Source organism: Burkholderia pseudomultivorans (genome assembly GCF_902499075.1).
In the GTDB taxonomy this organism is placed as follows: domain Bacteria; phylum Pseudomonadota; class Gammaproteobacteria; order Burkholderiales; family Burkholderiaceae; genus Burkholderia; species Burkholderia pseudomultivorans.
In genome coordinates this window covers 38,005-49,048 of record NZ_CABVPP010000058.1, presented here as the reverse complement: position 1 = coordinate 49,048, position 11,044 = coordinate 38,005, and the positions used below count along the sequence as shown (strand labels likewise).

General features: G+C 68.6%; 13 protein-coding genes and 1 pseudogene. 9 read left to right on the top strand and 5 right to left on the bottom strand.

Translation table 11 applies throughout. From position 1 onward, the window contains the following. Nucleotides 1-126: 126 nt before the first annotated feature. The 3 genes and pseudogenes from BST28156_RS28140 to BST28156_RS28130 form a co-directional block, all read right to left on the bottom strand. Nucleotides 127-262: pseudogene (locus tag BST28156_RS28140) on the bottom strand (XRE family transcriptional regulator); the annotation flags it as partial. Between the two features lie 18 nt (nucleotides 263-280). Next, a complete protein-coding gene (locus BST28156_RS28135; RefSeq protein WP_174903946.1) occupies nucleotides 281-1,090 on the bottom strand; it encodes a TlpA family protein disulfide reductase in 810 nt (269 codons plus the stop codon). Between the two features lie 144 nt (nucleotides 1,091-1,234). Further along, nucleotides 1,235-2,182 carry a hypothetical protein gene (locus BST28156_RS28130; protein WP_437341305.1) on the bottom strand — a complete coding sequence of 316 codons (948 nt, stop codon included), beginning with the start codon at nucleotides 2,180-2,182 and terminating at the stop codon, nucleotides 1,235-1,237. 251 nt (nucleotides 2,183-2,433) lie between these two features. On the opposite strand from BST28156_RS28130, the gene BST28156_RS28125 reads away from it, so the two are divergent. The 3 genes from BST28156_RS28125 (at nucleotide 2,434) to BST28156_RS28115 (ending at nucleotide 3,968) form a co-directional block, all read left to right on the top strand. Then, nucleotides 2,434-3,159: a class I SAM-dependent methyltransferase gene (locus tag BST28156_RS28125; RefSeq protein WP_174903945.1), complete on the top strand. Its 726-nt coding sequence runs from the start codon at nucleotides 2,434-2,436 to the stop codon at nucleotides 3,157-3,159. Nucleotides 3,160-3,297: 138 nt separating this feature from the next. Beyond that, the gene (locus BST28156_RS28120; protein WP_174903944.1) at nucleotides 3,298-3,549 is read left to right on the top strand and encodes a type II toxin-antitoxin system Phd/YefM family antitoxin; all 252 of its coding nucleotides are present in this window, start codon (nucleotides 3,298-3,300) and stop codon (nucleotides 3,547-3,549) included. Then, entirely contained in the window at nucleotides 3,549-3,968 is a 420-nt protein-coding gene (locus BST28156_RS28115; RefSeq protein ID WP_174903943.1) for a type II toxin-antitoxin system VapC family toxin, read from the top strand. The genes BST28156_RS28120 and BST28156_RS28115 overlap by 1 nt, the downstream gene beginning before the upstream one ends. A gap of 101 nt (nucleotides 3,969-4,069) precedes the next feature. Here the strand turns inward: BST28156_RS28115 and BST28156_RS28110 are convergent, their stop codons facing one another. Beyond that, entirely contained in the window at nucleotides 4,070-5,107 is a 1,038-nt protein-coding gene (locus BST28156_RS28110) for an aldo/keto reductase (RefSeq protein WP_174903942.1), read from the bottom strand. Nucleotides 5,108-5,242: 135 nt separating this feature from the next. Here BST28156_RS28110 and BST28156_RS28105 point away from each other — a divergent pair, with 135 nt between their 5' ends. From BST28156_RS28105 to BST28156_RS28080, 6 genes are all read left to right on the top strand, one after another. Further along, complete coding sequence (locus tag BST28156_RS28105) at nucleotides 5,243-6,130, top strand: LysR family transcriptional regulator (RefSeq protein ID WP_174903941.1); 888 nt, start codon at nucleotides 5,243-5,245, stop codon at nucleotides 6,128-6,130. Between the two features lie 208 nt (nucleotides 6,131-6,338). Then, nucleotides 6,339-6,638 (top strand): ArsR/SmtB family transcription factor, encoded by a 300-nt coding sequence (locus BST28156_RS28100; protein WP_060247225.1) that lies wholly within the window; start codon nucleotides 6,339-6,341, stop codon nucleotides 6,636-6,638. Between the two features lie 20 nt (nucleotides 6,639-6,658). Next, on the top strand, nucleotides 6,659-8,002 hold the full coding sequence (locus tag BST28156_RS28095; protein ID WP_174903940.1) for a pyridoxal phosphate-dependent decarboxylase family protein: 1,344 nt from the start codon (nucleotides 6,659-6,661) through the stop codon (nucleotides 8,000-8,002). Nucleotides 8,003-8,150: 148 nt separating this feature from the next. Further along, entirely contained in the window at nucleotides 8,151-8,768 is a 618-nt protein-coding gene (locus tag BST28156_RS28090; protein WP_174903939.1) for a LysE family transporter, read from the top strand. A gap of 80 nt (nucleotides 8,769-8,848) precedes the next feature. Next, complete coding sequence (locus tag BST28156_RS28085) at nucleotides 8,849-9,319, top strand: cupin domain-containing protein (RefSeq protein WP_174903938.1); 471 nt, start codon at nucleotides 8,849-8,851, stop codon at nucleotides 9,317-9,319. Continuing rightward, entirely contained in the window at nucleotides 9,316-10,065 is a 750-nt protein-coding gene (locus tag BST28156_RS28080; protein ID WP_174903937.1) for an SDR family NAD(P)-dependent oxidoreductase, read from the top strand. Before BST28156_RS28085 ends, BST28156_RS28080 begins: the two co-directional genes overlap by 4 nt. Nucleotides 10,066-10,192: 127 nt before the next feature. Here the strand turns inward: BST28156_RS28080 and surE are convergent, their stop codons facing one another. Beyond that, nucleotides 10,193-10,972 carry a 5'/3'-nucleotidase SurE gene (surE, locus tag BST28156_RS28075; protein ID WP_174903936.1) on the bottom strand — a complete coding sequence of 260 codons (780 nt, stop codon included), beginning with the start codon at nucleotides 10,970-10,972 and terminating at the stop codon, nucleotides 10,193-10,195. Nucleotides 10,973-11,044 lie beyond the last annotated feature (72 nt).

Sequence of the window (11,044 nt, the reverse complement as noted above, 5' to 3'; positions counted from 1 at the left end):
ACGGCCGATACGGGCTGGCTCAAGCTTTATCGCGTCGGCGGGCGCGTGCTGGTGCTGTCGCGTCCGTAAGCCGCGCGTCGCGCGTCGGAGCGATTCGGCGGGCTTCGAGCGGACCGGTCGCGGACGTCATGCCGCGACCGTGATGCCTGCCGTGCGTGCGCGTCGCAGCGGGCTGCACGACGATTTCCACATGTTGGCCCAGCGATACCAGCGCATGCATCAGCCGCTCCAGCGAAATGTTTTGCAGCTTGTAGCGGCGATGCCGGACCATCGATGGCATTCACCGACCGAAGCGCTGGCTCAACGTATCCTTCAACCGTGCGGCGGTCAGCTCGCCCATATGCGATTCGACGAGGTTGCCTTGCGCATCGAAGAACAGCGTCGTCGGCAGCCCGCGCGAACCGTACGCATGCATCGCGCGCAACGCGGGATCGAGCAGCACGTGATCGAAGCGCAAGCCCTGCTGTTCGAGAAACGCGCGCACCGTCTGCGCGTTTTCGCCCTGGTTGAGCATCACGACCGCGAGATCCGGATGGTCGCGTCCGGCCTGCTCGAGAATCGGCATCTCGCGCCGGCACGGCGCGCACCAGCTTGCCCACAGGTTCAGCACGACCGGCTTGCCGGCGAAGCGCTGCGGCGCAACCGGCGTCGCATCGAGCGCTTCGAGCTGCAACGCGGCGAGTGGCGGCGCATGGTGCTGCAGCGTCGCGAGCGTGCCCTGCGCGATGCCCCATGCGCCGAGGCCGGCCAGCATGCCGGCCAATGCCGGACGACGCAGCGCGGGCAGGCGGCGCAGCCGCCATCCGACGAACGCGATGCCGGCCGCGAGGCCGATGCGCCAGTCGAAGCCGCCGTCGCCGAGCGCGACGATCGAGCGCGGCGCGGCCGCATATTCGGACCACCATCGAACGACATAGCCGACGCGCGCGGCGATCAGGCCGAGCAGCAGCGTGTCGAGGATCAGGCTCGCCGCGGTCTTGTGCTGGCCGTCGGGCGGCCGGCGCTGTATGAAACGGGCGACGAGCCACGCGAGCAGCGCGGCAGCGGCGACCGCGACGACACGAATCGAGAAGGGACCGATGCTCAGCATGAGGAACGCATGACGTGACGTGATTGGAAGATGGCGGGAGACGGGATCGACGGTCGATGTAGAAGATCGTCTACCGTCGCGTAGCGGCGTTTCGACCGCGCGTCATGCACGCGGGTTCCCCGGACGAAACGCGCAGGACACCGATCACGGTCCGTTTCCGGATGCCGCATCGCCGAGCCGGTACGCGGTGAAGAATTCGTACCACGGCGAGCCTTCGGCAACCGGCACGCCGAGTGCCGACGTCCGCTGTTTCAGCGCGGCAAATACGTCGTTGATGCGGGCCATGTGCGCGGCGTCGCGCAACGGCCGGGGCAGCAGCCGGTCGGCGGCGAACGCGCCGTAGGCGATCGCGAGCAGTCGCGCCGGATCGTCGATGTCGGCGACCGACGCGTCGATCGCTTCGACGAAGTGCTGCCGGTCTTCCTCGCGCGCTGCGGACAGGCACAGGAACACGACGGCGGACGTTTCGTGCGCGTCGTGCGCGCGCAGCAACGCAGGCAGCCGCGCGACGATCCGTTCGGCAGGTTCGTCGCGCAGCGCAGCGCCGAAATCGAGCACGGCGGCCATCGGATTCGTGTCGTGCGTGGCGCGATCGAGCGACGATTCGTGCGAGCGTTTGCTTGACGGTGTGCGTGCATCGTCGGCGGCAGCCGATCGAAGCACGGCCGAGACCGGCTGCTTCCACTCGGGAAAAATCATGCGCACCGCACCGAATTGCTCGCCGCCGTCGGCCGACGGATGCCACCGGTAGACGATCGTGCCGCCGCGGATGAATGGCGAATACAGATGCTCGGGCGTATTCGGGATCGGTCGCCGGATCGCGCTCGGCCATGCGAGCGTCAGCCAGTCGTAGCGCCCCGTCGACGGCACCGACGGGCTCGAACTCGCGACGAGCGTCCATGTGCCGCGATTCGCATAGCGCCGGCGCGCATCGGGCACCGGTACGGTGCGCTGTTTCGCGGTATCGAAGTAGGTGTCGCCCGACACGCTGGCACCGCTGTCCGGCGCGGGCGCAATATCGGCGATCACCCACGGCGAACCGTCCGTGGGCCGGTAGTCCGGCGGTTTCAGCGTCGCAGTGTCGTGCACCATGCGCGTTTCCGCCGCGACGGTCGGGTACGGAATATCGGACGGAACGAAGGGCATCGGCATCGCGGTTCCTCGGCGTCGGTTGCGCGTCATGCGTCGTTTCCGGCTACTGTAAGACGTTGCGGCGGGAAGTCAAACCGGCGGGATGCGGATGTCGCCGCTGCGCTGTCGTGCAACCCGTTCACGCGCCGCGCCGCTTCGGCTTACCATGCGCATCCTGAGCAGCCCGCACGAACCCGGATCGGGAGTCCTCCATGACCGACACGAAACCCATCACCGCGCACTGGGCGCACGTCGCCGACCAATGGATCGACTGGGCCGGCAAGCCGGGACACGACGCGTTCTGGAAATACCGCGACGGGCTCGTCGCGTACATCGGCCGCGGCACCGGACGCGCACTCGAGATCGGCTGCGGCGAAGGCCGCGTGAGCCGCGAACTGAAGGCGCTCGGCTACGACGTGACGGCGAGCGACGCGGTGCCCGCGATGCTCGATGCGGCACGCCGCGCCGATTCCGCGCACAGCTACACGCTCGCCGACGCCGCATCGCTGCCGTTCGATCCGGCCAGTTTCGATCTCGTGATGGCGTACAACGTGCTGATGGATCTCGACGACATGCCGCGCGCATTGCGCGAGGCGCGTCGCGTGCTGAAGCCGGACGGGACGCTGTTCGTATCGCTCGTGCATCCGTTCCGCGATCGCGGGCGCTTCGCGGGGCCGCAGCCCGACGCGCCGTTCGTGCTGGAAGGCACGTACTTCGGCCGCGAGCATTTCGAGGGTGTGGAGACGCGCGACGGGCTGTCGATGCATTTCGCGGGCTGGTCGCTGCCGCTGGAAGCCTACATGAATGCGCTGGAGGCGGCCGGGTTCGCGATCGTGTCGCTGCGCGAGCCGCTGCCGGATCATGCCGATACCGATCAGCTGAGGCAGTGGTCGCGCGTGCCGCTGTTTCTGTGGATCAAGGCGCGGGTGGTGGGGTGACACGTCGAGCGGTGGACAAGCGTTGGCCGCGCAGAACGGATCGAACGTATTCAGCAAATGGCTTGGCCAAGACGACTTGTCGTACCGCGTCCATTTTTGTAGTAACATGCCTACATTGATGTATTGAAGGAGTTGATCATGACCATCACCACTCTTTCGAGCCGGGAACTCAACCAGGACGTGACCAAGGCAAAAAAAGCGACGAAAGACGGTCCGGTGTTCATTACGGATCGCGGCAGGCCTGCCCATGTGCTGTTGAGTTTCGAGGAGTATCAGCGTCTCACGCGGCAGCGGCGCAACATTGCCGATTCGCTTGCGATGCCCGGTGTGGAGGACATCGAGTTTGATCCGCCGCGCGTGGACATCAAGATCAGGCAGGTTGATTTTTGATGATGTTCGTTCTTGATACCAACGTCGTTTCGGAACTCCGGAAGGTTCGAACGGGCAAGGCGGACAGGAATCTGGCCGCCTGGAGTTCAACCGTCGACGCGTCCGCGCTTTTTGTCTCGGCCATCACGATCATGGAACTGGAAACCGGCGTCTTGCAGATGGAGCGTCGCGACTCGACGCAAGGGGCGCTTCTCAGGGCATGGCTCGATGGTCACGTGATGCCCGAGTTCTCGGGGCGCGTATTACCGGTCGACACCGCGGTCGCTCAGCGCTGTGCACGGCTGCATGTGCCGGATCGGCGATCCGAGCGGGATGCGCTCATTGCGGCGACGGCGCTCGTCCACGGCATGACCGTGGTGACGCGCAACGTGGCCGACTTCGTCGAGACCGGTGTTGCCATCGTCAATCCGTGGGACTGAGCTATCAGGGTCTTGCTCGCTTCACACTCGGGAAATCGAGTGGCTCGTTGAAGGCGCATCCTTCATTTTCCGGTAACGCATCCGGATGCGCGCCGTCAGCTTCACCCCCGCATCGGCGGATTGCGCCGCGCGAAAGCCTCCTGCCTGCGGTACGGAAAGTACGGATACGGCGCTTCCACCGCACTCGCCGCATCGAGCTTCGCAATCTGCGCGTCGGTCAGCGCCCAGCCCGCCGCGCCGAGGTTCTGGCGCAGCTGTTCCTCGTTGCGCGCGCCGACGATCACCGACGACACGGTCGGCCGCTGCAGCAGCCAGTTCAGCGCGATCTGCGGCACGGTCTTGCCGGTTTCTTCGGCGATCCCGTCGAGCACGTCGACGATGTCGTACAGGCGCTCGTCGTCCACCGGCGGCCCGTAGGCGGCCGTTTCATGCAGCCGGCTGCCGGTGGGTAGCGGCGCGTCGCGGCGGATCTTGCCGGTCAGCCGCCCCCAGCCGAGCGGGCTCCAGACCAGCGCGCCGAGGCCCTGGTCCGCGCCGAGCGGCATCAGGTCCCACTCGTAGTCGCGGCCGACGAGCGAGTAGTAGACCTGGTTCGCGACGTAGCGCGACCAGCCGTGCCGGTCGGCCGCCGCAAGCGACTTCATGATCTGCCAGCCCGCGAAGTTCGACACGCCGATATAGCGCAGCTTGCCCGCGTGCACGAGAGCGTCGAGCGTCGACATCACTTCCTCGACCGGCGTCGCCGCATCGAACGCATGCAACTGCAGCAGATCGATGTAGTCGGTGCCGAGGCGGCGCAGCGCGTCGTCGACGGCGCGCACCAGTCGTGCGCGCGACGTGCCCGCGTCGTTCGGGCCGTCGCCGGTCGGCAGGCCCGTCTTCGTCGAGATCAGCACCCTGTCGCGCCGTCCCTTGATCGCGGCGCCGAGTACGCGTTCGGACTCGCCGTCCGAATACACGTCGGCCGTGTCGAACAGGTTCACGCCGGCTTCGAGGCAGATGTCGACCAGGCGTCGCGCTTCGTCGACGCCCGTGTTGCCCCACGCGCTGAACAGCGGGCCGGTGCCGCCGAATGTGCCTGCCCCGAAGCTCAGCACGGGAACCTGGAGGCCGGAGCGGCCGAGGGTGCGGTATTCCATCGCGGATTTCCTTGAGTAGGTGATCGAAGCGCCGGCAAGCCGCGCGCGAGAACAATCGTCCGAGCCACTGTATCGCTTCCGGATATCTCGGATAATTGGGCTGACTTCGAAAATATCATTCGGAAGAGGCGAAGAATGCTGCTCGACAACCTCGCGCTGTTCCTGCGCATCGTGGAAAAGGGCGGGCTGGCCGCGGCCGGCCGCGAGGTCGGCCTGTCGCCGGGCACCGTATCGGAGCGGCTCGCCGCGCTGGAGCGCTACTACGGCGCGGCGCTGCTCACGCGCACGACGCGCGCGATCAGCCTGACCGACGAAGGCCGCACGCTCGTCGCCGGGGCGCGGCGGCTGCTCGCCGAAGCCGACGAACTGGAAAGCCGCGTGCGGCTCGGCGTACAGACGCTGTCGGGCCCCGTGCGCCTGAGCGCGCCGGCCGATCTCGGCCGCGAACGCGTGGTGCCCGTCGTCGACGCGTTCCTTGCCGAGCATCCGGCCGTGACGGTCGACCTGCATCTCGGCGACGGCTTCGTCGATCTCGTCGGGCAGGGACTCGATTTCGCGATCCGGCGCGGCACGCTGGCCGACAGCGCGCTGCGCAGCCGCTCGCTCGGCCGTTCGCGGCGCGTGGTGTGCGCGTCGCCCGCGTATCTCGCCGCGCACGGCACGCCGCGGCATCCGGACGACCTCGCCGCGCACGATTGCATCGTGATGCGCTTCGGCCAGTCGCCCTATGCGGAATGGCCGTTTCTGATCGACGGCGAGCCGAGGCGCGTGACGGTGCGCGGCCGCCGCATCGCCAACGACGGTGCGCTCGTGCGTGCGTGGTGCATCGCGGGGCATGGCGTCGCGCTGAAGTCGCTGATCGACGTCGAACAGGATCTGGCGTCCGGTGCGCTCGTCGAGATCCTGCGTGCGTTCTCGCCGGGCGACGTGGATCTGCAGATCGTCTATCCGGGGAGCGCCGTGCAGCCGCGCCGCGTGCGTGTACTGATCGACAGGCTGGCGCAGGCGCTGGCCGCGACCTGAACCGCGCGCCGCCGACGGCGAGAGCGCGGCCCGTCCACGCCGCATCGACGAGACCGCATCGCGGGCGCCGATGCAGCAGCGTCGAATCCTGCGCTTCGGCAGTTGCCTTCATCGACTGAACGGTATGACCGCGCGAAACCGTGCTCCGATCCACTTGTCCACGTTTCGTCATTTAGCTAATATTCGAAACGTTATGTGAGGCCGAACCATGGACGACGTCACCCGCATCAGCGCACTGGCCAACGAAAGCCGTCTGGCCGTGATGCGCTGGCTCAAGCAGCCGAGCAAGCATTTCCCGCCGCAGCCGCATGGCGATATCGACGAACTCGGCGTGTGCTGCACGTACATCACCGAGAAGCTCGGCATCGCGCCGGCGACGACCACGCGCCACATGCGCATCCTCGCGGACGCGGGGCTGGTGCGCGCGACGCGCGTCGGCAAGTTCACGTACTACAAGCGGATCGACGCCGCGCTGAAGCGGCTGGGCCGCGATCTCTCGCAACTCTGACCCCTGCCGAGGCCAACGACATGGACGAATCTGCACTGCTTGCCGACGCCGACCGGCGCGCACACGCGTACCTCGCCGCGACGGACCGTCGCCGCGCGTTTCCCGACGCGGCCGCGCTGGCGGGCCTTGCCGCCTTCGACGAGCCGCTGCCGGACGACGGCCGTCCGGCCGACGACATGCTGCGTCTGCTCGACGAGCGCGGCTCGCCCGCGACCGTCGCGTCGAACGGGCCGAACTATTTCGGCTTCGTGATCGGCGCCGCGCTGCCGGCGGCGGCCGCGGCCGAACGGCTGATGCTCGCGTGGGACCAGTGCGCGTCGTCGTTCGCGAACTCGCCGGTGGCCGCGACGATCGAGCGCCAGGCCGCGCGCTGGATCGTCGACGCGCTCGCGCTGCCGGCCGACAGCGCGGTCGGCTTCGGCACGAGCGCGACCGCCTGCACGCTGGTCGCGCTCGTCGCCGCGCGGCGCGCGCTGCTCGCGCGCAAGGGCTGGGATGTCGACGAGGACGGCTTGGTCGGCGCGCCGGAAGTGAAGGTCGTGATCTCCGAGCTGGCGCACATCACGGTCAGGAAGGCGTTGCGCGTGCTCGGCTTCGGGCTGAAGCGCATCGTCGTCGCGCCGGTCGACGCGCACGGTCGGATCGATCCCGCACGCATGCCGCCGCTCGACGACCTGACGATCTTCTGCATGCAGGCCGGCGAGGTGAATACCGGCGAATTCGATCCGTTCGCCGCGCTGGTGCCGCGCGCGAAGGCGGCCGGCGCATGGGTGCACGTGGACGGTGCGTTCGGCCTGTGGGCGCGCGCGTCGTCGAAGCGCGCGCTGACCGAAGGCATCGACGACGCGGACAGCTGGACCACCGACGGCCACAAGTGGCTCAACACGCCGTACGACGGCGCGATGGTGATCTGTCGCGACGCGGCTGCGCTGGCGACCGCGATGAACAGCGACGCCGTGTATCTGAGCGGCGCGCAGGATGCGCAGAAGAACCTGAACCTCGAATTCTCGCGGCGCGCGCGCGGGATCCCCGTGTGGGCCGCGCTGCGCACGCTCGGCCGCGCCGGCGTGGCGACGATGGTCGACCGGCACTGCGCGCAGGCGGCGCGGATCGCCGACGGCCTGCGCGCGGCCGGCTACGACGTGCTGAACCGCGTCGTGCTGAACCAGGTGCTGGTGCGCGCCGGCACCGACGACGAGACCGTCGCGATTCTCGAGGCCGCGCAGGCGTCGGGCGACGTGTGGTTCGGCCCGACCGTGTGGCAAGGGCGGCCCGCGTTCCGGATCAGCGTGTCGTCGTGGCGCACCGGCGACGAACATGTCGATCGCCTCATCGCGCTGCTGACGGCACTGCGTGTGCGCTGACGGGCAGGCGGCCGGACAGGCGATCGCGGGCCGAACCGGTCGCGCCCGATCGCGTCGCGCCGCGCACGAAAATATCGGACAATAGCCGGCACGCCGTTCGCGGCGCGCCGATCCGTCCCCTGTCTGCCCCACGCAAAGGCCTGCCCGAATGGTCGACTCAGCCGCAGTTGCCACGGTTTTTTCCGTTTATGTCGCCGGTGTCGTGTCGCCGGGCCCGAACTTCGTCGCGGTCGCGCATCGGGCCGCCTCGGGCACGCGCGCCGATGCGCTGGCGCTCGTCGGCGGCGTCGTCACCGTCAACCTGTTCTGGGCGAGTTGCGCGATCCTCGGCATCGGCTTCGTGTTTGCGCTGTTTCCGTGGCTCGCGATGATCGTGCGTGTCGCCGGCGCGGGCTACCTCATCTGGTTCGGCATGCGGCTGCTGCTGTCGTCGGGCGCGGTCACCGCCGCCGGCGCGCCGGACGCCCGGTCCGCCGGCGGGCGGGCCGCGTTTCTGCAGGGCGTGGCGACCAATCTCGCGAATCCCAAGTCCATCGCATTCTTCGCGGCCGTGTTTTCGTCGGCCGCGCCGGCCCATGTTTCGTCCGCGACTTTCTTCGCGATGCTCGCGACGGTCGGCGTGACGGCCGCGAGCTGGTACGGGCTGGTCGCGCTCGTGCTGTCGCACGCGGCGATCGCGTCCGCGTATCGCCGCGCGAAGCGCTGGGCCGACCGCGTATGCGGCGTGCTGATCGTCGGGCTCGGCATCCGCCAGCTGATCCGCTGACGCGCCGCGTCGGCATGGCCGACGTCCGCGCGCGGGCGATGTGTTCGATCGATACCGTAGTCAATCTTGCGAGAACTCCCATGTCGACCCAACCCAGGGAATTGCTGAAGGCCGCCGATATCGCGAAGCTCGAACCGGACCGCGCCGTGCATCCGCTGAACGCGAATGCGGTGCGTCTCAGGAAACCGCTCGGCGACCTGACCGGCCTCACGCAGCTCGGTTTTCACCTGATCACGCTGATGCCCGGCCACGAGTCCGCCGAATATCACCGGCATCTGTACGAGGAGGAATGCGTGTACGTGCTGTCCGGCACGGGGACCGTGACGATCGGCGAGCGCAGCCACGCGGTCGGACCCGGCGATTTCCTCGGCTTCGCGCGGCGCGGCGATGCGCACACGCTGCAGAACACCGGCGACGTGCCGCTGGAGCTGATCGTCGTCGGCCAGCGGCTCGAACACGACGTGTGCGAATACCCGAGAAGCGGCAAGCGGCTGTATGTGGCCGGAAAGCTCGAGGCGTACGTCGACCTGCCCGCGCCGGGCGCTGCATGAACGGCGGCCACGCGCGCCCGGTCGCGCTGGTGACGGGCTCGACGTCGGGCATCGGCGCGGCCATTGCGCGGCGTTTGTCCGCCGACGGCTACGCGGTGATCCTGCATTCGCGAAGCTCGGTCGGCACCGGTCGGGCAATGGCGCGTGAGCTGGGCGACGCAGCCTACGTGCAGGCCGATCTGGCCGACGACGCCCAGCGCGTGCGGCTGATCCGCGACGCGATCGCCGTGCACGGGCGACTCGACGTGCTGGTCAACAACGCGGGGATCAGCCGCGTGATTCCGCACGACGATCTCGCGGCCGCAACGCCCGACGTCTGGCGGGAGATGCACGAGATCAACGTGATCGCGCCGTTCCGGCTCGTCGCGGCAGCGGAAGCCGCATTGCGCGACGCCGCGTCGCGCGGGCGGCCCGGCTGCGTCGTGAACGTCAGCTCGCATGCGGGCGTGCGGCCGAAGGGTGCGTCGATTCCGTATGCGGCCGCGAAGGCTGCGCTCAATCACGCGACGCGGCTGCTTGCGCGCACGCTCGCGCCGGCGATTCGCGTCAACGCGGTCGCGCCGGGGCTGGTCGATACGCCGCTGACGGCCGACTGGACCGACGCGCAGCGGCTGTGGCGCGAGCACGCACCGATGCGCCGCGCGGCGACGCCGGACGATATCGCGCAAACGGTCGCGATGCTCGTCGCGTCCGACTATATGACGGGCGAGATCGTGATGCTCGACGGCGGATTGAACCTGACGTGACGTCGCGCGGGCCGGCAAGCCGGGGTTCCGCGATCCCGAGTGCCTGCCTGCATGCGGCCGACATCACGGCATCGCGAAACGCGCGGCGCCGCCGCGCTTCATCGGCGAGCGCGTGCCGAACGGCGCATCAACCGAGCTTCGAACGCAGCTGCGCGAGCGCGTCGTCATGCGTGCGCTCGAACTTCAGCGGCGTGACGGCGACATACCCTTCGCCGAGCGCGACCGTTTCCGACTCCGGCGCATCGTCGTGCGGCGCGCGCGCGAGCTTCAGCCAGTAATAGTCGATTTCGCGCGGATCGCGGCCCGACACGATCTCGACACCCTGCAGCGTGCCCGCGCCCTGGTTCGTCGGCTTCAGGCCGCGCACGTCCTGCGCGGCGCACGCGGGGAAGTTCACATTGAGGCACGCGTCGCGGTCCCAGCCGGCCGCGACGAGCCGGCGGATCACGTCGGGCGCATGGGTGAGCGCGGTGTTCCACGGCACTGCGTGGCGGTCGGTGAAGGCCTGGCTCAGTGCGATCGCCGGCACGCCGAGCAGCATGCTCGTCATCGCGGCGCCGACGGTGCCCGAGAACACCGTTTCGGTGCCGAGATTCGCGCCGCGATTCACGCCGGACAGCACGACGTCGGGGCGCGCGTCCTTCATCAGGTGGCTGACCGCGATCGCGACGCAGTCGCCGGGCGTGCCGCGCACCGCGAAGCGGCGCTCGCCCTTGTTATGTACACGCAAAGGCTCGTGCAGGCTCAGCGAATGCGACGTGCCGCTCTGGTCCTCGGCCGGCGCGACGATCCACACTTCACGCGCGAGCTGCGCGGCAACCTGTTCGAGTATCTGCAGGCCGGGGGCGTCGAAGCCGTCGTCGTTGGTGAGCAGGACGCGGTCGAACAGCGGGCGGGTTTCTTGCATCGGGACGATCCTCGCGAAGTGGGGCAGTGACAAATCTGTATCGTGGCCTATGCCCGCAAGGCTAGCATCGTG

Coding starts and splice junctions, on each gene's coding strand:
- BST28156_RS28135 (WP_174903946.1), bottom strand. CDS start 1,090: ATGCTGAGCATCGGTCCCTTCTCGATTCGTGTCGTCGCGGTCGCCGCT.
- BST28156_RS28130 (WP_437341305.1), bottom strand. CDS start 2,182: ATGGTGCACGACACTGCGACGCTGAAACCGCCGGACTACCGGCCCACG.
- BST28156_RS28125 (WP_174903945.1), top strand. CDS start 2,434: ATGACCGACACGAAACCCATCACCGCGCACTGGGCGCACGTCGCCGAC.
- BST28156_RS28120 (WP_174903944.1), top strand. CDS start 3,298: ATGACCATCACCACTCTTTCGAGCCGGGAACTCAACCAGGACGTGACC.
- BST28156_RS28115 (WP_174903943.1), top strand. CDS start 3,549: ATGATGTTCGTTCTTGATACCAACGTCGTTTCGGAACTCCGGAAGGTT.
- BST28156_RS28110 (WP_174903942.1), bottom strand. CDS start 5,107: ATGGAATACCGCACCCTCGGCCGCTCCGGCCTCCAGGTTCCCGTGCTG.
- BST28156_RS28105 (WP_174903941.1), top strand. CDS start 5,243: ATGCTGCTCGACAACCTCGCGCTGTTCCTGCGCATCGTGGAAAAGGGC.
- BST28156_RS28100 (WP_060247225.1), top strand. CDS start 6,339: ATGGACGACGTCACCCGCATCAGCGCACTGGCCAACGAAAGCCGTCTG.
- BST28156_RS28095 (WP_174903940.1), top strand. CDS start 6,659: ATGGACGAATCTGCACTGCTTGCCGACGCCGACCGGCGCGCACACGCG.
- BST28156_RS28090 (WP_174903939.1), top strand. CDS start 8,151: ATGGTCGACTCAGCCGCAGTTGCCACGGTTTTTTCCGTTTATGTCGCC.
- BST28156_RS28085 (WP_174903938.1), top strand. CDS start 8,849: ATGTCGACCCAACCCAGGGAATTGCTGAAGGCCGCCGATATCGCGAAG.
- BST28156_RS28080 (WP_174903937.1), top strand. CDS start 9,316: ATGAACGGCGGCCACGCGCGCCCGGTCGCGCTGGTGACGGGCTCGACG.
- surE (WP_174903936.1), bottom strand. CDS start 10,972: ATGCAAGAAACCCGCCCGCTGTTCGACCGCGTCCTGCTCACCAACGAC.